The organism is Streptomyces sp. ISL-94, assembly GCF_018614075.1.
Classification (GTDB): domain Bacteria; phylum Actinomycetota; class Actinomycetes; order Streptomycetales; family Streptomycetaceae; genus Streptomyces.
The window spans coordinates 15,268-37,788 of record NZ_JAGGOZ010000066.1; the positions used below are offsets into that span (position 1 = coordinate 15,268).

The 22,521-nt window shown below is 72.2% G+C and carries 18 protein-coding genes; 8 read left to right on the plus strand and 10 right to left on the minus strand.

Annotated elements, in window-relative coordinates:
• Window positions 1–414 precede the first annotated feature (414 nt).
• The 5 genes from J7E94_RS21070 (at window position 415) to J7E94_RS21090 (ending at window position 6,186) form a co-directional block, all read left to right on the plus strand.
• Window positions 415–1,284, plus strand: coding sequence for a hypothetical protein (locus tag J7E94_RS21070; RefSeq protein WP_215017686.1), 870 nt, complete (start codon window positions 415–417; stop codon window positions 1,282–1,284).
• On the plus strand, window positions 1,275–2,729 hold the full coding sequence (locus tag J7E94_RS21075; protein ID WP_308345403.1) for an NADH-ubiquinone oxidoreductase-F iron-sulfur binding region domain-containing protein: 1,455 nt from the start codon (window positions 1,275–1,277) through the stop codon (window positions 2,727–2,729). The genes J7E94_RS21070 and J7E94_RS21075 overlap by 10 nt, the downstream gene beginning before the upstream one ends.
• Window positions 2,730–2,881: 152 nt before the next feature.
• The gene (locus tag J7E94_RS21080; protein WP_215017688.1) at window positions 2,882–3,874 is read left to right on the plus strand and encodes an SCO0930 family lipoprotein; all 993 of its coding nucleotides are present in this window, start codon (window positions 2,882–2,884) and stop codon (window positions 3,872–3,874) included.
• 98 nt (window positions 3,875–3,972) lie between these two features.
• Window positions 3,973–4,413 (plus strand): hypothetical protein, encoded by a 441-nt coding sequence (locus tag J7E94_RS21085; RefSeq protein ID WP_215017690.1) that lies wholly within the window; start codon window positions 3,973–3,975, stop codon window positions 4,411–4,413.
• A gap of 189 nt (window positions 4,414–4,602) precedes the next feature.
• Window positions 4,603–6,186 carry an alpha/beta hydrolase gene (locus J7E94_RS21090; protein ID WP_215017692.1) on the plus strand — a complete coding sequence of 528 codons (1,584 nt, stop codon included), beginning with the start codon at window positions 4,603–4,605 and terminating at the stop codon, window positions 6,184–6,186.
• A 227-nt stretch (window positions 6,187–6,413) separates the two neighbouring features.
• Here J7E94_RS21090 and J7E94_RS21095 read toward each other — a convergent pair whose 3' ends face one another.
• A complete protein-coding gene (locus J7E94_RS21095) occupies window positions 6,414–7,796 on the minus strand; it encodes an MFS transporter (RefSeq protein ID WP_308345404.1) in 1,383 nt (460 codons plus the stop codon).
• Between the two features lie 70 nt (window positions 7,797–7,866).
• On the minus strand, window positions 7,867–8,493 hold the full coding sequence (locus J7E94_RS21100) for a hypothetical protein (protein ID WP_215017694.1): 627 nt from the start codon (window positions 8,491–8,493) through the stop codon (window positions 7,867–7,869).
• Window positions 8,494–8,629: 136 nt separating this feature from the next.
• On the opposite strand from J7E94_RS21100, the gene J7E94_RS21105 reads away from it, so the two are divergent.
• Complete coding sequence (locus J7E94_RS21105; RefSeq protein WP_215017696.1) at window positions 8,630–9,307, plus strand: response regulator transcription factor; 678 nt, start codon at window positions 8,630–8,632, stop codon at window positions 9,305–9,307.
• Window positions 9,300–10,733 carry an ATP-binding protein gene (locus J7E94_RS21110; RefSeq protein WP_374224478.1) on the plus strand — a complete coding sequence of 478 codons (1,434 nt, stop codon included), beginning with the start codon at window positions 9,300–9,302 and terminating at the stop codon, window positions 10,731–10,733. Before J7E94_RS21105 ends, J7E94_RS21110 begins: the two co-directional genes overlap by 8 nt.
• A gap of 3 nt (window positions 10,734–10,736) precedes the next feature.
• Here J7E94_RS21110 and J7E94_RS21115 read toward each other — a convergent pair whose 3' ends face one another.
• The 6 genes from J7E94_RS21115 to J7E94_RS21140 form a co-directional block, all read right to left on the minus strand.
• Window positions 10,737–11,150, minus strand: coding sequence for a PaaI family thioesterase (locus J7E94_RS21115; RefSeq protein ID WP_215017699.1), 414 nt, complete (start codon window positions 11,148–11,150; stop codon window positions 10,737–10,739).
• Window positions 11,151–11,211: 61 nt separating this feature from the next.
• On the minus strand, window positions 11,212–13,236 hold the full coding sequence (locus J7E94_RS21120; protein ID WP_215017701.1) for an NADPH-dependent 2,4-dienoyl-CoA reductase: 2,025 nt from the start codon (window positions 13,234–13,236) through the stop codon (window positions 11,212–11,214).
• Window positions 13,237–13,466: 230 nt separating this feature from the next.
• Window positions 13,467–16,496, minus strand: coding sequence for a glycoside hydrolase family 38 C-terminal domain-containing protein (locus J7E94_RS21125; protein WP_215017703.1), 3,030 nt, complete (start codon window positions 16,494–16,496; stop codon window positions 13,467–13,469).
• Between the two features lie 59 nt (window positions 16,497–16,555).
• Complete coding sequence (locus J7E94_RS21130) at window positions 16,556–17,449, minus strand: carbohydrate ABC transporter permease (protein WP_251056993.1); 894 nt, start codon at window positions 17,447–17,449, stop codon at window positions 16,556–16,558.
• Window positions 17,446–18,468 carry a carbohydrate ABC transporter permease gene (locus J7E94_RS21135; RefSeq protein WP_374224479.1) on the minus strand — a complete coding sequence of 341 codons (1,023 nt, stop codon included), beginning with the start codon at window positions 18,466–18,468 and terminating at the stop codon, window positions 17,446–17,448. The genes J7E94_RS21130 and J7E94_RS21135 overlap by 4 nt, the downstream gene beginning before the upstream one ends.
• A 38-nt stretch (window positions 18,469–18,506) precedes the next feature.
• Window positions 18,507–19,841 (minus strand): sugar ABC transporter substrate-binding protein, encoded by a 1,335-nt coding sequence (locus J7E94_RS21140; protein WP_215017705.1) that lies wholly within the window; start codon window positions 19,839–19,841, stop codon window positions 18,507–18,509.
• 513 nt (window positions 19,842–20,354) lie between these two features.
• Here J7E94_RS21140 and J7E94_RS21145 point away from each other — a divergent pair.
• A complete protein-coding gene (locus J7E94_RS21145) occupies window positions 20,355–20,825 on the plus strand; it encodes a universal stress protein (RefSeq protein WP_308345405.1) in 471 nt (156 codons plus the stop codon).
• A gap of 31 nt (window positions 20,826–20,856) precedes the next feature.
• Here J7E94_RS21145 and J7E94_RS21150 read toward each other — a convergent pair whose 3' ends face one another.
• Window positions 20,857–21,810: a serine/threonine dehydratase gene (locus J7E94_RS21150; RefSeq protein ID WP_215017710.1), complete on the minus strand. Its 954-nt coding sequence runs from the start codon at window positions 21,808–21,810 to the stop codon at window positions 20,857–20,859.
• 14 nt (window positions 21,811–21,824) lie between these two features.
• The gene (locus J7E94_RS21155; RefSeq protein ID WP_215017712.1) at window positions 21,825–22,502 is read right to left on the minus strand and encodes a TetR/AcrR family transcriptional regulator; all 678 of its coding nucleotides are present in this window, start codon (window positions 22,500–22,502) and stop codon (window positions 21,825–21,827) included.
• Window positions 22,503–22,521: the final 19 nt, after the last annotated feature.

Here is a 22,521-nt window from a genome sequence, read left to right on the forward strand (position 1 = left end):
GGAGCGACAGGCCTGCCGAGGGCGCTTCTCTCGCCAACTGCCGTGTTCGACGAGTGAGTTGCATCCCTCGTACTACCTCCTGGAGGGGACCGACCCCCTGCGGTCCCGCGGTTTTGCCTTGTTTTTGCGGTCGGGGACGCGTAGGCCGCGGGCAGCGCGGTGGCCAGTCGCAACCTCCACTGGAGGGGAATCTTCCGGGGTTGTTCGATGCGCCGGAGACGCGGTGCGAGAAATTATCACGTTTCGATAAATCCTGTGGAGGGGCCGTGCGGCTCCACGATGCTGCTGCACTCCGGCCCCAAGCACCTCGGCCGGCGCAGGAATTTCACAGCGCTGCCGGGCACGACCGTCAACGACCCCCGGGTGCCGAGCGCCCGCTGGAATGCTCGGCACCCAGGTGCACAGGAGATCTGGATGCCCCTGCCCCAGCTGCACATACCGCGCTCGCACCGGGCCCGCCGCGGGAGTCTTCCCGCGCCCGCGGCTCCGGTCGCCGCCGCGGCCCTCGCCTCCGTCATCGTCGCCGCCCGCGCGGGCGCCCTGACCCACCTATGGGACTTCCTCGACTACGGAGCGGGCGTACTCTCCCTCGTCTCACTCACCGCCACCGTCCTGTGGGGGCTGGTGGCCACCGACCGGGTGCTGCTCGGTCCGGGCCACCGGCTGCTCGCCCAAGGCGTGCACCGGGGCCTGGCCATGGCGGGGCTGGGCTTCCTGGCCCTGCACATCTGGGTCAAGGTCGCGCAGCAGCGGACGACCGCGGCCGCTGCCGTCGTGCCCTTCGCAGACGGAGAGCAACCGGTCCTCATCGGCCTCGGAACACTGGCCGGGTACCTCTTCGTGTCCGTGGCCGTATCCGGCGCGGTGCGCAGTGTGTTCGCCACCAAGAGTCGCTCCCTGTGGTGGCGGGCCCTGCACATCGGCGCCTACCCGGCGTGGGGGGCGTCCCTGGTACACGGGCTCAAGGCGGGGCGGCCGGCCGCCCTCTGGGTGACGGCGGCCTACGCCCTGTGCCTGGTCGGCGTCGCCACCGTGCTCGCGATCCGCCTGAAGTCGCGGATGCACGGCGCTCGTTCGCGCCCCTCGCCTGCTCCGGCGGCCACGCGGGCGCGGCCACGGCCGCGCCCGGGTTCGGGTTCGCGGACGGGCACGGGCACGGTTCCGCGGAGGACCGTATCCGTAGGGCCGGTGCCGCCGCCGCGGCCGGAACGCCCCCCGTACGCCGCCGCGTACGCGCCGGGCGGCTCCGACCGGCAGCCCGCCACCCGAGAGCGGTGGATGTGACCGGCGAGCCGCGCCCCGGCCTCGGCTGCGTGGGCGCCCCCAGACTGCTGGCCGGACTCGACCGGGCCCCGCGCCTCGACCGCGCCGCCCATCTGGCCGTGCACGGCACGCTGCCCCGGTACCGCCCCGACGAACTCGTCGGCCTCGCGGACGACATCGACCTGCGGGGCCGCGGCGGGGCCGGCTTCCCCTTCGCGCGGAAGCTGCGGGCCGTCACCCGCTCCGCCCGGGGACGGGACGCCCCCACTGCCGTCGTCGTCAACGGCAGTGAGGGCGAGCCGAGTTGTCTGAAAGACACCGCGCTGCTGCTGCACGTACCGCATCTGGTCCTCGACGGGGCCCTGCTGGCCGCCGCCGCGCTCTGCGCCGAGGACGTGGTGGTGGCCGTCACCCGGGCGGACGTGGAGCAGTCGGTACGGGACGCCGTCGCCGAGCGCGGCCCGGCCGGCCGCCGGGTGCGCGTGACGAGGCTTCCCGAGCGCTTCGTGACCGGGGAGGGCACCGCCCTCGTCAGCGGGCTGAACGGCGGGGCGGCGCTGCCGTCCGGACAGAAGGTGCGGACCAGCGAGCGGGGCCTGGGGGGTGTGCCGACCCTCCTGTCGAACACCGAGACGTACGCGCAGCTCGCCGTCGCCGCACGGCTGGGCGCGCCGGAGTTCCGCGGGACGGGCCTGCCGGCCGAGCCGGGCACCGTGCTGCTGACCATTGCCGGGTCCACGGTGGTCGAGACGCCGACCGGGGCCTCGCTGGCGTACGTCCTGGAGCTGTGCGGCACCGATCCCGGCCAGGGTGTGCTGGTCGGCGGCTACCACGGCAGGTGGCTGGACGCGGGGTCCGCGCGCTCCGCGCAGGTGTCCCGGCAGTCCTTGGCGTCCCTCGGCGCGGTGTTGGGGGCCGGGGCGGTGCTGCCCCTGCCCGAGGACACCTGTCCGGCCGGCGAGGTGGCGCGGGTGACCCGGTGGATGGCGAAGGAGTCGGCGGGCCAGTGCGGTCCCTGCGTGCGGGGGCTGCCCGCGCTGGCCGACGTACTGGAGGACGCCGTCAGAGGCGGCGGCCGGGCGGCCCTGGAGGCGGTGGAGGCGCGGCTGGGGGCGGTCCGCGGCCGCGGTGCGTGCAGCCATCCGGACGGCACCTCGCACTTCGTGGCCTCGGCGCTGGCCGCCTTCCCCGACGAGTTCCACGACCATGCCCTCGGCAGCGGGTGCGGCCGGCGGGTGCTCGGGGCGCTGCCGCTGCCGCGGGACGAGAGTCCGGAGCGGCTGGTCGTGGACTGGACCCTGTGCAAGGGGCACGGGTTGTGCGTGGACATCCTTCCCGATGTCGTACGGCTCGACGCGGACGGCTATCCGGCCCAGGCCTCCATGCCGGTGCCGGGGCGGCTGCGGCCGAAGGCGCTGCGCGCCATCCGGCGCTGCCCGGCCCTGGCGCTGCGGATCCAGGAATGAGCCGGGCCGGTGCACGGCCGCGGACCGCCTCCGCGTTCATTCTTGGCGCGATCTGACAAATTCCGAGGGATATGAACTTCCGCTCTCCCGAGGCCCGTATGAATAGCCGAGGGCACACGACATCGCGGGACCGAATCCAAAGGAGAGAGATCATGAAGAGAATGCATCGCGGGATATTCGCCGGGTCGGCGGTCGCGGCGCTCCTGCTGACAGCCGGATGCGGTCTCGGCGGCGAATCCCCGGGAAAGAGCAATGCGGTCCAACCGGTGAGCGACAGCAAGAAACTCGGCTCGGGATACGGCTCTGCGTACGGCTCGGAAGCGGATACCGGCTCGGGTACGGGGTACGGAAGCGACCCGGGCACGGCCACCGCGGGCGAAGCGGGGAAGAACGCTCCGGCCGGGCAGCTGAAGGTGGCGGAGCTCCCGGGCCTGGGCGGCGCGGTCACCGACGGGGCGGGCTTCACCCTCTACCGGTTCGACAAGGACACGGCCAAGCCCCCGAAGTCCAACTGCGAGGGGGACTGCGCCCAGGCCTGGCCCGTCGTGGCGGCGGACGATGCCACGGCGGGCGAGGGGATCGACGCGGGCCTGCTCGGTTCCGTCGCGCGGGCCGACGGCACCCGGCAGCTGACCCTCGCGGGGTGGCCCGTGTACCGCTACGCGAAGGACGTGAAGGCGGGTGACGCCCTGGGTGAGGGCGTCAGCGGAACGTGGCACGTGCTGGGCGCCGACGGAAAGCCGGCGGCCGCGGCCAAGAAGCCGGCGCAGGAGGCGGAGAAGGGCGTTGCGCTTTCCGTCCGGCAGAATGCGCAGCTCGGCCCGATCCTCGCGGACGCTGAGGGCCGGACACTTTACCGCTTCGACAAGGACAGTGCCTGGCCGATGAAATTCGGCTGCCTCGATGCCTGCCTGGACACGTGGAAGCCCGCACAGCCCGTCGACCGGACAAAGGTGTCGGGGATCGCCGCCGAACTGGTCGGCTCGGTAAAGCGTCCGGACGGCTCGGAGCAATTGACGATCGACTGCTGGCCGGTCTATTTGTTCACGGGCGACAAGGAGCCCGGCGATATCAACGGGCACAACAAGCAAGGCCTTTGGTTCGCCGTCACCGACAAGGGAAAGAAGGCGAAGGCGGTCGGCTAGGACCGACCCGGCCCCGGCCCCTACAGACCCGTGGTGCCCGGACTCTCCCCACCGGGCACCACGGCCACACCCCGATCAGCCCATCCAGTGAGGACGCCATGCCACGGCCGTCGCCCGACCGCCCAGCCCGCCGGACCCTTCCCGCCATCGCCGTGTGCGCCGCCGCCCTGCTGAGCGGCGGCTGCGCCGGGCACCCGGCGCCCCGGACACCATCGGCCTCGATCGAGGAGATCGCCGCCGCCATCGGCTGCACCGCCGAGGTGAGCGTCCAGGCCGACGAGTTGCGCCAGGGCGGATGCCAGACCGGGCAGGGCGCCTTCCGCATGGTCACCTTCGCCGCCGCCGAGGGCCGGCGGTCCTGGCTCGCCGAGGCCCGTACGTACGGCGGCAGCTACCTGGTCGGCGACCGATGGGTCGTCACCGCCCAGCCCCCCGAAGCCCTTGACACCCTTCGCCTCCGTCTCGGAGGCTCCCTGGACTCCTCCACGGAACACGCCGGTCACACCGGTCACACCGGTCACGCCGGTCACCCGCTCTAGGGGGTGCAGGGGGGTCGCATTGCTTCTGCTCACCTTCGGCCGCACGCCGCGTTGCGGCGGCGTGTCGGCCAGTTGTCCGGATATCGGCTCATTCGTGAGACGCACAAGGCCCGGCCTTCGGGATGATTCGCCCCGGCGCCGCGTGCAACAAGGTGAGCGGGTAAGCGACTTCACCGAAAGGAACGGCCCGTGCGCCTGAAACGTTTCGCACCGCTGCTCGCCGCCGCCGGACTCATCGCCAGCACCGTGCCCCTGCTGACCGCAACGGGGGTCTCCGCCGCCCCGGTCGCGGACCACCTGCGGCAGAAGCCCGCCTGGCACCGCTGCAGTCCCGACCAGCCGGCCTCTTACGAGTGCGCCACGCTGAAGGTCCCGCTCGACTACCGGCGTCCGGAGGGGCGCACGATCGACCTCGCCATATCCCGGATAAAGAGCGAGAACCCCGCCAAACGGCACGGCGCCATGCTGCTCAACCCCGGCGGTCCGGGCGGTTCCGGGCTCGATCTGCCCCTGATGATGAACGAGTTGATGCCGAAGGACGTACGGGAGCAGTACGACCTCATCGGCTTCGACCCGCGCGGGGTCGGCGCCAGTACCCCGATCACCTGCGGGCTGACCGACAGCGAGCAGAACATCGACCGGCCGTACCGCCCGGAGAGCTTCCCCTCCGATGTGGCGTGGGCGCGTTCGGTCGCCGACAAGTGCCGCGAGAAGGCCGGCTCGGTGCTGCCGTACATCACCACACGCAACACGGCGCGCGACATGGACACGATCCGTACGGCGCTGGGTGAGCGCAAGCTCTCGTACCTGGGCTACTCGTACGGGACCTACCTGGGCGCGGTGTACTCGCAGATGTTCCCGGAGCGGACCGACCGCTTCGTACTCGACAGCGGCGTGGACCCGCAGCGGATCTGGCGCGGCATGCTCCAGGTCTGGGCCACGGAGGCCGAGCCCGCCTACGCGCGGTGGACGCAGTGGGCGGCCGAGCGGTCGGGCGAGTACGGACTGGGCGACACCCCGAAGGCCGTGTCCGACACGTTCTGGGGGCTGGTGGCGCGGGCGGACCGGGACCCGATCGACCTCGACGGGCAGAAGGTGACGGGCGACAACATCCGTGCCGCGCGGGCGGTGTTCTTCTATCCGGCGCAGGCGACTCCGATGGTGGCGGCTCTCAAGGCGGCCGCCGAGGGCAAGCCGCTGCCCGCGGGCCCGGCCGTGGCGGAGGCCAAGAAGCTGCTCTCCGGCGCCCCGGCCGCCGAGCCCGCCTCGGACAACGGCACGGCCGTGTTCTGGGCCGTGGTGTGCGGGGACACCGGCACCTGGCCCCGCTACACCGAGCAGTACGAGCGGGACGCGGCGAAGGACAAGGTCAGGTACCCGCTGTACGGGGACTTCGCGTCCAACATCAAGCCGTGCGCCTTCTGGCAGCGGCCGGTCGAGGCGGCCACCCCGATGAGGACGTGGGCGAACGTGCTGACCGTGCAGAACGAATGGGACTCGCAGACCCCGCTCACCAGCGGTCAGGGCCTGCACCGGGCGCTCAAGGGCTCGCGGATGGTACTGGCGGCCGGCGGTGAGGGGCACGGCGTGTACCTCGCCGACCCGAACTCCTGCGCCAACGCCCCGGTCAACACGTACCTGACGACGGGGCAGCTGCCCGCCGAGGACGTGACCTGCCAGAATCCGGCGGGCGGTACGGAGCGGCGCGAGTCGCTGTCGCCGTCCTCTCCGTCGCGTCCGCTGCCGTTCCCGGCCGGGCCGAACCGCTTCTGACCGCACCGACCCGAGTCAACGGGTCCCACGGGTCCAATGGGTCCAATGGGTTCAACGGGACTACGGGTGGAGGCCGTTCGGCAGGTCTGCCAGGCCGGGCGCGGACAGGTAGAGCACCTGGTACCGCTCGGTGGCGTCCTCGTCCTGCGGGACGGCGTCCGCCCACACGACGAACCTGAGCAGTTGCCAGTCGCGGGGGGCGGTACAGAAGGTCCACCGCCCCTCCGCTACTGCCTCCGGGCGGCCTCCTCGCCGGCCTTGACACGGCGGTCCACGCCGGGGGCGTCCTTGCGGGCGGCGCGCAGCGGCGTCAGGAGCCCGGCGCCGACGATCAGCAGGCAGAACGCCCCGCCGGCCACGCTGACCGCCGGGACCCCGTGGCGGGCGGCCAGCACCGTGAGCACGGCCGCACCGACGGGGCCCGACGCGTTGTGCACCGTCCAGAATGCGGAGGTGACCCGGCCGAGCAGGTGGTCGGGGGTCACCTCCTGGCGCAAGGTCATGCTGGACACACCGGCCAGGGTCGTCCCGAACATGAACACGGCGGCGAACACGGCGATCACCGGCACACTGCCGCTGACGCCGATCCCCGCCACCGCGACGCCGATCAGCGTGACGGACGCCAGCCAGCAGGGTCCGAAGCCGAGGGTCCGGCGCAGCCTCCCGGCGCCGAGGGCCGCGGCGACCACGCCGATCCCGCTGAGGGCGATCACGTAGCCGAGGGTGGCGGCGTCCCGGTCCAGGTCGCTGCGGACGTGGTAGATCAACAGGTCGACGGCGCCCATGGTGACGAAGGTCAGCAGGGTGAGCAGCACCGTCAGCGGGCGCAGCAGCGCATGCGTCCACAGGAAGCGGAAGCCCACCACGAACACGTCCCGCAGCACCCGCGCCCCCGCCCCCGCCCCCGGCCGCGCCGGAGCCGCGCCGCCCTCGGCGGGCCGCCGGAACCTCACCCACCCCAGGCTGGCGGCGGAGACGAGGAAGGTCGCCCCGTCCACGCCGAGGGCCCAGTCCGGGCCGACCGCGGTGGTGATGAACCCGGCCGCGACCGGCCCGAGGAGGGTCCCGAGGGCGAAGGTTCCCATCAGCCGTCCGTTGGCGGCGGTGAGGTCCCCGGTGCGGACCAGGGTCGGCACGGCCGTCACGTAGGCCACGTCGAAGAGCGTCTTCAGTACGGTGGCCAGTGCGGTCAGTACGTACAGCAGCCAGATCCGCGGGCCCCCGGCCCACCACACGACCGGCACCGCGCCGAGCAGCACCGCCCGCGCCAGATCGCAGACGATCATCAGCCGGCGGCGGTCCACCCGGTCCGCCACGTACCCGGCGAACAGCCCCGTGCCGATGGCGGTGGCCCCGGAGACGACGGTGATCAGGCCCAGTTGCACGACGGAGCCGGTGGCTTCGAGGACCAGCAGCGGGAGCGCGAGCAGCGAGACGGAGCCGCCGAGGACGGACAGCGCCTGGCCGAGCCAGAAGACGTTGAAGTCCTTGTTGCGCCGGAGCGGGCTCCGCTCTCCGCGGGGTGCGGGGTTCGATGCGATGCTCCGGCCCCTTCCCCCGGTGCGGACGTCGACACCGGCACGGTAAGAGACGGGACCGTGCCCTGTCACCCGCGTTTCCGTTGCCGCACCGGGAGCGGCTGGAGGCGATGCCGTAGGTGGTGGGCTGCGGCCTGCGGTGCTATCGGACCGCGTTGACAGGGGTGTTGCCGGTGACGGTGCCGTCCGTGCCGGACACCGTGACCCTGTGGCGGACTCCGTCCGGTCCGAGCACCACGGCCAGCCAGGCGCTGCCGCCGCCCTCCTGCGCGATCACCCGGATGCTCTCGACCTTGCCGCCGTCCACCGCCGCGGCCGCCTTCTCGGCCGCCTGGCCGATGGCCGGCGACGGCAGGGGCGCGGGCGCCGGCAGCGTCTTCGCCGGGCCTCCGGGGCCGCGTTCACCGTCGCGCGGCTTCGGGCCCGTCTCCCGCGCCTCCTTCAAGGCCTTCAAGTCCTTGAGGTGACCGTCACCGGACTTCCGGACCCGGTGCTCGTCACCGCGGCCCCCGGGGCCCCGCTTCCCGCCCTCGGGGCCGGAGTCGGACCAGGCGAAGCGGGGACCCCCGACCACTCTCCGGTCGTCATGCCCGTCCACCGCCACGGCAACCGCCACCGCCGCACCGCCGGCGATCACCACGGCCGCGCCCAGCGCCGCCCAGCGGGCGCCCTTGCGCCGGGGCACCAGGCGCCCCAGGTTCACGCGCGTGCGCGCGCCGGCTTCCGGGGTGTTCTCGGGCTGCTCGGACGGCGGCAAAGACTCAGACATACCGGGACTCCTCATACACCACCAGGCACGGCACCCGGCTCGTTGCAGAGCATGCCGAGAGGATCCTGAAGCCCACCTGAAGCCACCTGAAGACCTCTTCAGCCGTGCGCGGGCCGGGCCTGAGACCCTGGTCGGCATGCGCGTACTGGTGGTGGAGGACGAACGGCGGCTGGCGGTGGCCCTGCAGCGGGGGCTCCAATCGGAGGGGTTCTCGGTGGACGTGGCCCACGACGGGCCGCAAGGGCTGTGGATGGCCACCGAGCACGCCTACGACCTGATCGTGCTCGACATCATGCTGCCCGGCCTGAACGGCTACCGGGTCTGCGCACGGCTGCGCGCCGCCGGCAACGAGTCGGGGATCCTGATGCTCACGGCGAAGGACGGCGAGTACGACGAGGCGGAGGCGCTGGACACCGGCGCCGACGACTTCCTCTCCAAGCCCTTCTCCTACCTCGTCCTGGTCGCCCGGCTGCGCGCGCTGGCCCGGCGTACGGGCCGCCGCGGCCCGCAGGCCATGCGGTTCGGCGACCTGGTGCTGGACCCCGCCCGGCACAGCTGTGCCCGCGGCGACACCGAGATACGGCTGACGGCCCGGGAGTTCGCGGTCCTGGAGTACCTGGCCCGGCGCCCCGGCGAGGTCGTGCCCAAGAGGGAGATCCTGGAACAGGTGTGGGACATCGCCTTCGCCGGCGATCCCAACGTGGTCGAGGTCCACATCAGCGCCGTACGCCGCAAGATCGACGCGCCGTTCGGCCGTGCGGCTCTGGAGACCGTACGGGGTGCCGGCTACCGGCTGGCGGTCGACGGTGGCTGAGCCCGCACTCCCCCGCCGCCGCTTCCGGCACCTGCGGCGCTTCCTGCGGTGGTCGCGGCTGCGCCGCATGTGGCCCGTGACCGTCCGTGCCCGGGCCACCGTGGGCGCCGTCGTGGTGGTCGCCGCGGCCCTGGCCCTGGCCTCCTTCGCCCTCCTCGGACTGCTGGAGGCCCATCTGCTCCGCAACGCCGAGCGCGACGCCGTGCAGCAGGCCGAAACGCTCGCCCGGCTCGCGGCCTCCGGAGATCTCGACACGATGCGGCCGCCGCTGCACGGTGTCGATTTCGTCCAGGTGGTGAACGCCCGCGGCCGGGTGCTGCGCGCCTCCCCGAATCTGGCCGGAGAACTCTCGCTCGCCCCCGTCAAACCCCTCCGGCCCGGTAAGGCCTTCCACACCTGGAACACCGGCCCGCTCGGGGGCGGGCACCGCCAGCGGGTCGTCCAGGTCACCACGGAGACTCCCGAGGGCATGGTCACCGTCTTCGTGGGGACCTCGCTGCGCGATGTGGACGCGGCCGACGACACCACCGCCGCCGCCCTCGCCGTCGGCGTCCCCCTGCTCCTGGCCACCGTCGCGCTCGTCACCTGGCGGGTCACGGGCCGGGCGCTCGGGCCGGTCGAGGCGATCCGCGCCGAGGTCGCCGAGATCACCGACCGGGACCTGCACCGCCGGGTCCCCGTACCGCCCACGCGTGACGAGGTCGCCCGCCTGGCCCAGACGATGAACACCACCTTGGACCGGCTGGAGTCCGCCGGGATCCGCCAGCGCCAGTTCATCGCCGACGCCTCCCACGAACTACGCAGTCCCATCACGGTGCTGCGCACCCAGCTGGAGGTGGCCCTGGCCGTCCGGGACCCGGAGCTGTGGCCGGAGCTGATCAGCGGCGCGCTCGAGGACATCGAGCGGCTTCAGCAGCTCTCCGCCGACCTCCTGCTGCTCGCCCGCATCGACGCCGCCCCGCCCGTGGCGGCGGTCCGGCTGGACCTGGGCGCGGTGATCCGCGACGCCGTGGAAGCCCGCATCGGAGACCGCGTTCCCGTGCGCACCGCGCTGGAAGACGGCATCGAGGTGGAGGGCAGCGAACTGTGGCTGGCCCGGGTGGTCACCAACCTGCTCGACAACGCCCAGCGGTTCGCCGGCCGGCGGGTGGACGTCGTGCTGCGCGGCTCCGGCGGACCGTCCGTACGGACTGCCGTGCTGGAGGTGGCCGACGACGGGCCCGGCATCCCGCCCGGCGACCGGGAGCGGGTCTTCGAGCGGTTCACCCGGCTCGACGACGCCCGCAGCCGCGACCACGGCGGAGCGGGCCTCGGCCTCGCCATAGCCCGGGACCTGACCGCCCACCACGGCGGCACCCTGACCGCCGAGGACTCCCCGCAGGGGGCCCGGCTGGTGGTCCGGCTGCCGGTCGCGGGGCGGGACTGAGCCTCAGCCGAGCAGGGCGTACACGGTGGAGGCCGTCGCGGACGGTTCCTGCGCCCCCTCAGGGGTCATGGTGACGTCGGCGAAGGCCATCCGCTTGCCGAGCTTGGTGATCCGTACGTGGATCAGCACGTCCGCGCCGACCACCGGCCGCTGGAAGCTCGTCGACTGCTGGACGGTGGTCATCGGGCCGTAGGCTCCGCGCGCGGCGGAGATCGCGATGACGGTGGCGGTGTCGGCGGCCGCCATCAGGGCCTGGCCGCTCAGGCCGCCGCCGTCCCGGGCGAGGGTGTCCGACCAGGGCAGGCGCAGGACGGCGTGCCGGTCGCCGGCCTCCTGGACGGACAGGCCGAGGGCGAGCACCCAGGGGGCGAAGTTGTCGGCGAGGATCTTGTCTGCTTCTGCGGGTGAGAACGTCACCGGGCGATTGTGGCGGCCCGGCCGGACCGCCACAATCCCTTTCGGCCAACGGGCCGGAGCGTCAGAGCGCGGCTGCCAGCTCCGTGCCCTGCCGGATGGCCCGCTTGGCGTCGAGCTCGGCGGCCACGTCGGCGCCGCCGATGAGGTGGGCGTCGACGCCCGCCGCGCGCAGCGCCTCGTACAGGTCGCGGCGCGGCTCCTGGCCGGTGCACAGCACCACGGTGTCGGCGGGTACGAGGCGCTGCTCGCCGCCGACGGTGATGTGCAGGCCCTCGTCGTCGATGCGGTCGTACGTGGCCCCCGCGACGGAGACGACCCCGCGGTGCTTGAGCTCCGCCCGGTGGATCCAGCCGGTGGTGGTGCCGAGGTCGGCGCCGACCTTGGTCGCCTTGCGCTGGAGCAGGTGGACCTGGCGCGGCGGCGCGGGGCGCTCGGGCTTCGCGAGCCCGCCGGGGCCGGTGTAGGCGGTGTCCACGCCCCAGTGGCGGAAGTAGACGTCGGGGTCCTGGGAGGCGCCCTCGCCGCTGTCGGTGAGGTACTCGGCGACGTCGAAGCCGATGCCGCCGGCGCCGACGACGGCGACGCGCTCGCCGACGGGGGCGCCGTCGCGCAGCACGTCGAGGTAGCTGACGACGTGGGGGTGGTCCACGCCCTCGATGTCGGGGGTGCGGGGGGTGACTCCGGTGGCGACGACGACCTCGTCGTAGCCGTGCAGGGCCTCCACGTCGGCGCGGGTGTTCAGGCGGACCTCCACCCCGCTCTCCACGAGCTGGGTGCCGTAGTAGCGGATGGTCTCCTCGAACTCCTCCTTGCCCGGGATGCGGCGGGCGATGTCGAGCTGGCCGCCGATGTGGCCGGAGGCCTCGAAGAGGGTGACGGCGTGGCCGCGGCCGGCGGCGGAGACGGCGCAGGCGAGGCCGGCCGGACCGGCGCCGACGACCGCGACGCGCTTCTTCAACCTCGTGGGGGCGAGGACCAGTTCGGTCTCGTGGCAGGCGCGCGGGTTGACCAGGCAGCTGGTGATCTTGCCGCTGAAGGTGTGGTCGAGGCAGGCCTGGTTGCAGCCGATGCAGGTGTTGATGGTCTCCGAGCGGCCGGCGGCGGCCTTGGCGACGAAGTCGGCGTCGGCGAGGAAGGGGCGGGCCAGCGACACCAGGTCGGCGCGCCCGTCGGCGAGCAGTTCCTCGGCGATCTCCGGGGTGTTGATGCGGTTGCTGGTGACGAGGGGGACGCTGACCGCGCCCATCAGCCGCTTGGTGACCCAGGTGTAGGCGCCGCGCGGGACGGAGGTGGCGATGGTGGGGATGCGGGCCTCGTGCCAGCCGATGCCGGTGTTGATGATGGTGGCGCCGGCCGCCTCGATCTCCTTGGCGAGGTGGACGACCTCGTCGAGGGTGGAGCCGCCGGGGATCAGGTCCAGCATGGAGAGGCGGTAGATGAGGATGAAGTCCGCGCCGACGGCCGCGCGGGTGCGGCGGACGATCTCCAGCGGGAAGCGGACGCGGTTCTCGTACGCGCCGCCCCAGCGGTCGGTGCGCTTGTTCGTGGCGGCGGCGATGAACTCGTTGATCAGGTAGCCCTCGGAGCCCATGATCTCGACGCCGTCGTAGCCGGCCGACTGGGCGAGGCGCGCGGCCCGGACGAAGTCCTCCACCGTCCGCTCGACCTCGATGTCGGTCAGCTCGTTCGGGACGAAGGGGCTGATGGGGGCCTGGAGGGCGCTGGGGGCGACCAGGTCCTTGTGGTAGGCGTAGCGGCCGAAGTGGAGGATCTGCATCGCGATCTTCCCGCCCTCGGCGTGCACCGCGTCGGTGATCACCCGGTGCTCGGCGGCCTCGTCCTCGGTGGTGAGGCGGGACCCGCCCTCGAAGGGGCGTCCGGCGTCGTTGGGGGCGATGCCGCCGGTGACGATGAGTCCGGCGCCGCCGCGGGCGCGCTCGGCGTAGAAGGCGGCGAGGCGCTCGAAGCCGCCCTCGTGCTCTTCGAGGCCGGTGTGCATCGAGCCCATGATCACGCGGTTCGGCAGGGTGGTGAAACCGAGGTCCAGGGGGCTCAGCAGGTGCGGGTACCGGCTCTGGGAACTCATGAGGGGCGCCTCCTCGCGCGGGGGTGATGAACCTGTTCTAGCGAGGCGCGGACCCTTTTGCAACTAAGTGCAAAACCGGTGCGGGGGTCCTCCGCCCCGGGAACCCCGGAACCTCGGGCCCCGGCGCCCTGCCCTGTGGTGCAGTTCACGTCGCATTGAGAGCCGCCTCCGCGGGTAACGGGATGCAGTCGGGCGCTCCCGGAAGGCCGGCCCGGCGGTGCCCAGGGGAGTCAGCCGCGGCGCAGCCGGACCGTCAGGATCTGGAACGGGCGCAGGGTCAGGGCGATCGTGCCGTCCGCGGACGGGGCGGCCACCGCTGAGCCCTCCAGCGGGCGCTCGAGGAGGTCGCTCTCGGTCGCCGCCGTGATCGGGAAACCCGGGGCGAGGGTGGCGGTGGCGCGGCCGCCGCGTGATTCGTAGAGGCGGACGATCACGTCACCGCTGCGGTCCTCGGCCGGCTTGACGGCCTCCACGACCACCGCGTCGTTGTCCACCGCGATCAGCGGGGCCACCGGGCCCGCACCGCGCAGCGCCCGCTCCGGGAGGTTCAGCGCATGGCCCTCGCGGACGGCGTCGCCGATGGTCGCGCCCGGCGCGAGCGAGTACCGCAGGGTGTGGCGGCCCTGGTCGGTCTCCGGGTCGGGGTAGCGCGGGGCCCGCAGGAGGGAGAGCCGGACCGTGGTGGTCTGGCTGCCGTCGGAGCGCACGTCGCGGGTCACGTCGTGCCCGTACGTGGAGTCGTTGAGCAGCGCGACGCCCCAGCCGGGTTCCTCCGCATGGATCCAGCGGTGGGCGCAGATCTCGAATTTGGCGGCCTCCCACGAGGTGTTGGTGTGGGTGGCCCGGTAGACGTGGCCGAACTGCGTTTCCGACGCGGTCCGTTCGGCCTTCACGTCCAGCGGGAAGGCGGCCTTGAGGAACTTCTCCGTCTCGTGCCAGTCCACGACCGCGACGATGTCCACCGTCTTGGCCCCGGCCCGCAGTGTGACCGACTGGACCACCGAGGAGGAGCCGAAGGAGCGGCCGGCGCGGACGGTCACGGACGCCGGCTCGCTCTCGGCGACCTCCAGGGAGTCCAGCTCCACCAGGTCGGTCACCTTGTTGCGGTAGAACGCGTCGATGTCCCACGCGTCCCACATGTTCGGGAAGTCGGGGTGGATCTGGAGCAGGTTGGCCGCGGCGCCCGGGGCGACCGACTCCCGCTCCGCTTCCAGGTCGTAGGCCGAGACGATCAGGCCGCGGCCGTCGATCTCCACCCGCAGCCGGCCGTTGGCCAGGACGTGCCCGCCGCCGTGCCGCTCCTCCACCGTGACCGGCTGCTGCCCGGCCTCGGCGGCCGGCCGGCCCGCGCCGCCGGCCGGGATGCCGCGGCGCGCGTGCGGGGCGCAGTTGAAGACCAGTTCCTCCGTGCCCTCCCCCGCCAGCGCCTGCTGCGCGGCGAGGGTGATCCCCTGGAGCTCCTCCCGTACGGCCGCGTACGTCTCGCGCGCCTCGCGGTGCACCCAGGCGATGGAGGACCCCGGGAGGATGTCGTGGAACTGGTGCAGCAGGACCGTCTTCCAGATCCGCTCCAGGTCCTCGTACGGGTATGCGAAGCCCGGGACGCGCACGGCGGCCGTCGCCGCCCACAACTCGGCCTCGCGCAGCAGCGATTCGCTGTGCCGGTTGCCCTGCTTGGTCTTGGCCTGGGAGGTGTAGGTGCCGCGGTGCAGCTCCAGATAGAGCTCGCCGGTCCAGACGGGCGCGTCCCCGTACTCGGCGTGCGCCTTCTCGAAGAAGGCGTCGGGCCGTTCGATCTCGACCCTGGGGGAGCCTTCGAGGTCCCGCTGGCGCTTGGCGCGGGCGAGCTGCTCGCGGGTGGGGCCGCCACCGCCGTCGCCCCAGCCGAAGGGGGCGAGGGAGCGCGAACCCCGGCCCTTCTCCTGGTAGTTGCGGGCCGCGTGCGCCATCTGGGCGCCACCCAGGTCCGAGTTGTAGGTGTCGACGGGCGGGAAGTGCGTGAAGACGCGGGTCCCGTCGATGCCCTCCCACCAGAAGGTGTGGTGGGGGAACTTGTTGACCTGGGACCAGGAGATCTTCTGGGTCAGGAACCACCGGGAGCCGGAGAGCTTGACGATCTGCGGCATCGCCGCGGTGTAGCCGAAGGAGTCGGGGAGCCAGACGTTGTGGGTCTCGATGCCGAACTCGTCGAGGAAGAACTTCTTGCCGTAGAGGAACTGGCGGGCCATGGCCTCGCCGCCGACCATGTTGGTGTCGGACTCCACCCACATCCCGCCGACCGGCACGAACTGACCGTCCGCGACCTTCTTCTTGACCCGCTCGAAGAGTTCGGGCCGGTGGGTCTTGACCCAGTCGAGCTGCTGCGCCTGTGACATGGCGAAGACGAACTCGGGGTGCTCGTCCATCAGGCTGACCATGTTGGACGCGGTGCGGGAGACCTTGCGCACGGTCTCGCGCAGCGGCCACAGCCACGCGGAGTCGATGTGCGCGTGGCCGACCGCGCTGATCCGGTGCGCGGAGGCGCGGGCGGGGGCGGCGAGCACCCCGGCCAGCCCGGCACGGGCGGCGGCCGCGCTGCCGGGCACGTCGCCGAGGTCCACCGCGTCCAGCGCGGCGTCGATGGCGCGCAGGATCTCGTAGCGCCGCGCGTCGCCCGTGCCGAGCTCCATCATCAGGTCGTAGAGGACTTCGAGGTCCTGGACCAGCTCCCACACCTCGGTCTGGAAGACGGTGAGGTCCATCCGGGCGAGCCGGTAGAGCGGCTGGTCGCCGCTGGTCCGCCGGTCGCCCTCGTACGTGGCCGAGTGGTCGACCAGGACCGGGTTGGAGGCGGCCTCGACGTACCACTCGATCCGCTCGCCGCCCTCGGCGCGGTCGGCCACGCGCACCCAGTCGTTGTACGGGTTGAGCGCCTTGATCTCGCCGCCGTCGGCGCGGTGGACCAGCCCCTCGCACTGGAAGCCGGGCATCATCCGGTCGAAGCCGAGGTCGAGTACGGCCTCCACGGTGCGGCCGGCCCACTCGGCGGGCACGCTGCCGGTGACCTTGAACCAGGTGGTGCCCCAGGCCGGGCCCCACGGGTCGCCGACCGCGCAGGGCTCGTACGTCGCCGCGAGGCCCTCGGCTACGGGTACGGGCTCGCCCGGGGCCTCCCAGCGCTCGACGGTCAGCGGGACCGGATCGGCGTGGACGGCGGGCTTGATGCGCTCCTTGAGGACCCGGCGGAGTCGGTGTTCGGTGATGCTGCGGTCGTCATGCATGACGGCGCTCCAGAAGGGGGGTGTCGGTGTCGTGGGTGGGGGGCTGCGGGGTCTCGGGCTCAGGTCTTGACCGCTCCCTCGCCCACGCCCTTGAAGAAGAAACGCTGGAGGGCGAAGAAGAGCAGCATCGTCGGGATGAGCGCGGCCATCGCCCCGGCGGCGATGAGCCGCTGGTCGTTGACGGTGGTGGCGCCGGCCAGGGTCTTCAGGCCGAGCTGAAGGGTGTAGTGGTCACTGTTGGTCAGGACGAGCAGGGGCCAGAGGAAGTCGTCCCAGGCCCCCATGAAGCTCGTGATGCAGACGACGGCCAGGGCGCCCTTGGCGGCAGGGAGGAAGACCCGGGTGAAGCGGGTCCATTCGCCCGCGCCGTCGAGCACCGCGGCCTCCTCCACCTCCCTGGGGACGGCGAGGAAGGCCGCCCGCATGATCATGATGTTGAGGACGGAGACCGCGCCGGGGAGCCAGACACCGATCAGGGTGTCGACCAGGCCCATCTCGCGGACGGTGAGGAACATCGAGATCATGACGGACTCGAAGGGGAACATCAGGGTCGCCACGAGCACGGTGAAGACGCCCTTTCGGCCCTTCCAGCCGGCCCGGGACAGGGCGTACCCGCCCATCGCCGCGAAGAGCATGTTCGAGGTGATGGCGAGGGCGGCGACGACCAGGGTGTTGCCCGCGTACTGGAGCAGCGGGAACGATTCGGCGACCCGGACGTAGTTGTCGAGCGTGGGCTGCGAGGGCAGCACGCCGTCGTAGACGTTCTCGGTGCGGCCGCGGATCGAGGTCAGGAACTGCCAGACGATCGGGCCGAGCATGACCACGAGCATCAGGACCAGGGTGGCGTACCGGCCGGCCAGGCCGATCCGGTGACGCCGGCGGTCGGCGCCGACGCGCGGGGTCGGCTTGCTCCCGAGGGAGACCGTGCCCTTGGGAGGGACGGGCGTGCTCATCCCTCGTCTCCCTTCGACAGACGGCGGCCCAGCAGGCTGAAGACCAGCGTCAGGAGGAACAGCAGGATGGAGAGGGCGGAGGCGTAACCGGTCTCGCCGGCGAACCCGAGCCCGACCTGCCGGATGAGGAAGGGCAGGGTCCGGGCGCCGCCGCCGGGGCCGCCGCTCTCGCCGCCGAGGATGTAGATCTCGGTGAAGACGCGGAGGGCGGAGATGGCGGACAGGGTGCCGACCAGCAGCATCATCGGCTTCACCTGGGGGACGGTGATGCTGAAGAAGCGGCGGACGGGGCCGGCGCCGTCGATGGCGGCCGCCTCGTAGAGGGCGGTGGAGACGTTTCCGAGCGCGGCGAGGTAGAAGACCATGTAGTAGCCGAGGCCCTTCCACACGGTCACGATCATCGCGGAGACCAGCAGCATCGTGCTGTCGGTCAGGAACGGGATCGGCTCGGAGATGATGCGCAGCTTCTGGAACAGGGTGTTCACGAGGCCGTCGCTGCGCAGCACCCACTGCCAGATCAGGCCGACGACCACGGCGGAGGCGATCACCGGGGTGTAGAAGGCGGAGCGGAAGAAGCCGATGCCGGGGATCTTGGTCTGGACGAGGACCGCGAGCGCGAGCGGAAGGAAGACCAGGCAGGGGACGACGACCACGAGGTAGAGCACGCTGTTGCCGGTCGCGACCCAGAAGTCGGGGTCGGCGAAGGCGCGGCTGTAGTTGTCGAAGCCGACGAAGCCGCCGCCGCGCAGGACCTGGGCGCTGGTGAAGGAGAGGATGACGGTGTTGACGAATGGCCAGAGGCTGAACAGCGCCACCATCACCAGGCCGGGGGCGAGGAAGAGATAGGGGGTCCACCACGTGCGGTGGACGAGCCCCGTCTCGGCCTCCATGGCCTGCTTCGCCCTCTTCGCCTCCTTCGCCTCCTTCGGTTCCTTCCCCCGCTGCGAGGACCGGGCCGGTCGTGGGAATCGGGGAAGTCGGGCCGGGCTCGTGGTCTTCCGCAGGGTGGTCTGTGCCATGCCGTCGCCGTCCGCCTCTTCCCCGCAGCTGCCGCCGGTCACTTCCGGGCCGCGTTGGCGAGGAGCCTGTTGGCTTCCTCCTCAGCCTTCTTCACCGCCGTACGGGCGTCCTGCTCGCCCTTGATCGCCTTCTGCATCTCGCGTACGACGGCGTCGCCGACCTGGTTGGTCCACTGGACGGGGGTGTTGGCGTCGAGTGCCGCGGTCTTCAGCTGCTCGGCGCCGATCGCGCGGGCGACGGTCTCCGCGTCCTTGCCGTCGCCCCGCTCCGCGAAGCGCGGGTCGGCGAGGCCCTGGGCGTTGGACGGGTAGATGGTGGCCTTCCTGGAGAACTCCACCTGGTTGGGGCCGTTGGTGACCCACTTGGCGAACTCGGCCGCCGCGTCGAGGTGCTTGGTGCCCTTCTTGATGCCGAGCGACTGGGCATAGATGCCGATGTGGCCGAGCTTGCCGGTGACGGCGCCCGCGACCTGGGTGTCCGCGTAGACCTGCGGGGCGTTCTGCTTGATGTCCTTGACGAAGCCCGGGGAGCCGGGGCCGAAGACGATCTTTCCGCCGCCGTAGAGCTGGTTGATGTCGTCGGACTTGAGCAGGGACTCCTTGGGCATGGCGCCCTTCGCGTACAGGTCCTTCATCCGCTCCACCCAGGCGACGGCCTGGTCGGTGTCGAAGGTGAACCGGTCCTGCTTCTCGTTGAGGATCGGGATGCCCATCTTCTGCCAGTCCCCGGGCAATCTGCCCTTGGGATCGGCCATGAAGGCGGAGTACTGGCCGCCGGACTTGGCGGCGATCTGCTCGGCGTAGTCGAAGAACTGCTCCACGCTGGTCGGCGGTTTGGCCGGATCCAGGCCCGCCTTCTCGAAGAGCGCCTTGTTGTAGGTGAGGATCTCCGGTGTCACGTACCAGGGGTAGGCGTACACGCCGTCGCCCTTGCCGGGGAGCTTGAACTGCTCCCAGGCGCCGGGCACGTACTCCTTGGCCGACTCGCCGTCGAGCTTGGCGACGTCGGCGAGCATGCCGCGGTCGCCGAGGAGCTGGAAGGAGTCGGTGGAGAGGTTGACCACGTCCGGGAGGGCTCCGGCCTGGGCGTCCGCGACGAGCTTCTCGTTGTAGCCGTCGCCCGGCACGTCCTCCCACTTGACCTTGGCCTCGGGGTACTTCGCCTCGAAGGCGTCGATCACGCCCTGCACGTAGGCCGTGAAAGTGGGCTTCAGCTGGAGGGTGCGGAAGGTGATCTCGCCCGCCACCTTGCCCGTCTTCCCGGACTCCTTCCCGTCCCCGGCCCCTCCGCTCAAGCCGCAGGCGGCGGTCGAGAAGAGGGCGCCGGCCACCAGCGTGGCAACGGCGGTACGGGTCGGGTTCGCACGAGTCATCGTCGCCGCCTTCGCAGGAGTCCGGCCTCATTGCCGGGGGCGGTGCCCACGGTCGTCCGAAAGGAAGTCCTCGTCAATGAGGCGGAGGCCCCGCTGGCCGGTGGTGCGTAGGTCCCGAATGGCGCGAGGGGGCTGCGAGCACCCGGCAAGGCCGCCTCACCCCCTACTCCGACCTGCACTAATGCGCTTTAGTTCAAAGGGGGTTGGCGGTGGTATCGATTTGATAACAACCTGCCTCGCCGTCAGGGGTTTGACTTCTTATCGACGGTTCGCCGAGGCTCGGACTAATGCGCTTTACCCTTCACACGACGAAAGCGCTTTACCCGGCATCGCCGGTACCCGTCAGCCAGGGGGCCTACTTCATGGCGCACTCGGCCTTCTCGGCGAGCTTTCCGTCCGTGAAGCCCTCCAAAGTCGCCGGCTGTCGCGACGATGGTCGTTCGAGGTCAGGCCCCCTCTGCCCTGTATACAGGGAGGAGATCGACTATTCGGGCGAAGCGAGAGGAACCCACCGTGAGCGAGCACACCATCGAGCCTCTGATCGTCGTCGGCGTCGACGGTTCGAACCATTCCAAGGAGGCGCTGCGCTGGGGGGTCGCTCAGGCCAAGATGACGGGCGGCCGGGTGCACGCCGTCATGGCCTGGGAGTGGAACACCCATCCCTTCGCCATCGGCCGCGGCACGGGCGATGGCGCCGAGAGCGAGGCGGTCACGGCCGAGAAGACGGCGCGGCGCAAGCTCGCGGACACCGTCGCCGCGGCCGTCGGCACCTCGCCCGGCGTACCGGTGTTCCGGCGCGTGGAACAGGGTTCCCCGGCCCAGGTTCTGGTCGACGCGTCGAAGGAGGCGGATCTGACGGTGGTCGGCACCCGCGGGTACGGCGGTTTCAAGGGAGCACTGCTGGGGTCCGTGAGCCAGCAGGTCGTGCAGTACTCGACGAGCAGCGTCGTGGTCGTCCGCGAGGACGAGGAGGGGAACGACTGACCGCGACCGGCGGCGACATGGCCCGGGGAACTCAGGCCCCGGGAGCCGCCAGGCCCCCGGAAGCCGCCAGATCCCCGGGGTCCGTGTTCGCACCGCACAGGATGACGGCGACCCGCACGCCCAGCGGCTCCGGCGCGCCCCGCAGGGCGGCCAGCGCGGTGGCGGCCCCGGCCTCGACCACGATCCGGTGCTCCTCCCAGAGCGCGCGCCGCGCGGCCGTGATCGCCTCGTCGGGGACGAGGACGGACCGTACGTTCCCCTCCTGCGCGGCGGCGACCGCGTCCGCCGAGGCCCGGGTCGCCCCGAGGGAGTCGGAGGCCACGGAGTTCACGGCCACGTCCACCGGGCGGCCCGCCGCCAGGGCCGCGTTCAGCGCCCGGCAGTTCTCCGGTTCGGCCGCGATCACCCGTACGCCGTGTTCGCGGGCGGCTGTGGCGACTCCGGCGAACAGTCCGCCGCCGCCGACCGCGACGACCACGGTGTCCAGCCCGGGCAGGGCGGCCCGGATCTCGTCGAGCAGGGTGCCGGCGCCCGCCGCGATGAGCGGGTGGTCGTAGGCGTGGCTGCTCAGGGCCCCGCTCGCGGCGGCGAACTCCTCGCAGGCGGCCAGCGCTTCGGCGTACCGGTCGCCGACGAGCCGTACCTCGGCGCCGTAGCCGCGCAGCCGCTCCACCTTCACCCGCGGGGCATTGGCCGGCAGGAACACGGTCGCGGGCACGGACTGGGCGCGGGCCGCCCAGGCGCAGGCGAGCCCCGCGTTGCCGCCGGAGGCGATGGTGACGCCGGCGGCGGGGAGGGTGCCGGCCGCGTGGTGGGCGGCGAGGAAGTTGCGGGCGCCGCGCGCCTTGAAGGAGCCGGTGTGCTGGAGGTGCTCCAGCGCGTACCAGACACCCTCGGCCCCCGGGGCGACGGTGACGGGCCGCACCGCGCCCGCGATCCGGTCGGCCGCCGCACGTACGGCGGCGTAGTCGAGCTGCAGTTCCATGAGCGGACTCCTCGTCAGGCGGTGGGCGGGGCCTGTCCGGCGGGCCCGGCGGATCCGCCGGGCCGGGCGGCATCGATCAGCTGGCGCAGTGCGCCGTAGTACACCTCGTGCTCGGTCAGCGGCGGCAGTACGTCGGCCAGCCCGCCGGAGAGCACGGGGAACTCCTCCGGGTCCAGCGCGGCCAGGGCCGCCCGCGAGGCGGCGGTGGCGCCGGCCGGATCCCGGTGGTCGACGAAGGCCGCGCTGCCGAGAGTGAGCAGGTACATGCGGCGGTAGGCGGTCATCGCCTCGGCGGCCGTCATGCCCGCGGCCACGCTGTCGGCGAGGGCGGGCTCGACGAGCCGGGCCAGCAGCTGCCGCCCGAGCCAGGGCCGGCCGCCGCGCAGCACGAGCAGGCCGGGATGCGCGGTGAGCAGCCGGTAGAGGGCGGTGAAGCGCTGCTCGGTCGCCTGCGCCCAGTCGGTGCCGGCGGGGATGTCGGGGAGTTGCGCGGCCAGGTGCTCGGTGCAGAGGTCGAGCAGGCCGGCGAGGTCTGCGCAGCGGCGCTGGACGGTGGCGTGGGAGACGTCGAGCCGTTCGGCGAGGGTGCGGAAGCTCAGCCGGCCGGGCCCCTCCTCGTCGAGGATGCGCAGGGCGGCGACGGCGATCGCCTCGGGCGTGGCGTGGTCCAGGGCGGGCGATCTCCTCGGCATGAGATACACCGTAACATAC

What these genes read in the sequence shown, in the direction of transcription:
- J7E94_RS21120 (WP_215017701.1), bottom strand. Translation starts at nt 13,236, where the DNA reads ATGAGTTCCCAGAGCCGGTACCCGCACCTGCTGAGCCCCCTGGACCTC.
- J7E94_RS21125 (WP_215017703.1), bottom strand. Translation starts at nt 16,496, where the DNA reads ATGCATGACGACCGCAGCATCACCGAACACCGACTCCGCCGGGTCCTC.
- J7E94_RS21070 (WP_215017686.1), top strand. Translation starts at nt 415, where the DNA reads ATGCCCCTGCCCCAGCTGCACATACCGCGCTCGCACCGGGCCCGCCGC.
- J7E94_RS21085 (WP_215017690.1), top strand. Translation starts at nt 3,973, where the DNA reads ATGCCACGGCCGTCGCCCGACCGCCCAGCCCGCCGGACCCTTCCCGCC.
- J7E94_RS21150 (WP_215017710.1), bottom strand. Translation starts at nt 21,810, where the DNA reads ATGGAACTGCAGCTCGACTACGCCGCCGTACGTGCGGCGGCCGACCGG.
- J7E94_RS21130 (WP_251056993.1), bottom strand. Translation starts at nt 17,449, where the DNA reads ATGAGCACGCCCGTCCCTCCCAAGGGCACGGTCTCCCTCGGGAGCAAG.
- J7E94_RS21080 (WP_215017688.1), top strand. Translation starts at nt 2,882, where the DNA reads ATGAAGAGAATGCATCGCGGGATATTCGCCGGGTCGGCGGTCGCGGCG.
- J7E94_RS21100 (WP_215017694.1), bottom strand. Translation starts at nt 8,493, where the DNA reads ATGTCTGAGTCTTTGCCGCCGTCCGAGCAGCCCGAGAACACCCCGGAA.
- J7E94_RS21105 (WP_215017696.1), top strand. Translation starts at nt 8,630, where the DNA reads ATGCGCGTACTGGTGGTGGAGGACGAACGGCGGCTGGCGGTGGCCCTG.
- J7E94_RS21140 (WP_215017705.1), bottom strand. Translation starts at nt 19,841, where the DNA reads ATGACTCGTGCGAACCCGACCCGTACCGCCGTTGCCACGCTGGTGGCC.
- J7E94_RS21155 (WP_215017712.1), bottom strand. Translation starts at nt 22,502, where the DNA reads ATGCCGAGGAGATCGCCCGCCCTGGACCACGCCACGCCCGAGGCGATC.
- J7E94_RS21135 (WP_374224479.1), bottom strand. Translation starts at nt 18,468, where the DNA reads ATGGCACAGACCACCCTGCGGAAGACCACGAGCCCGGCCCGACTTCCC.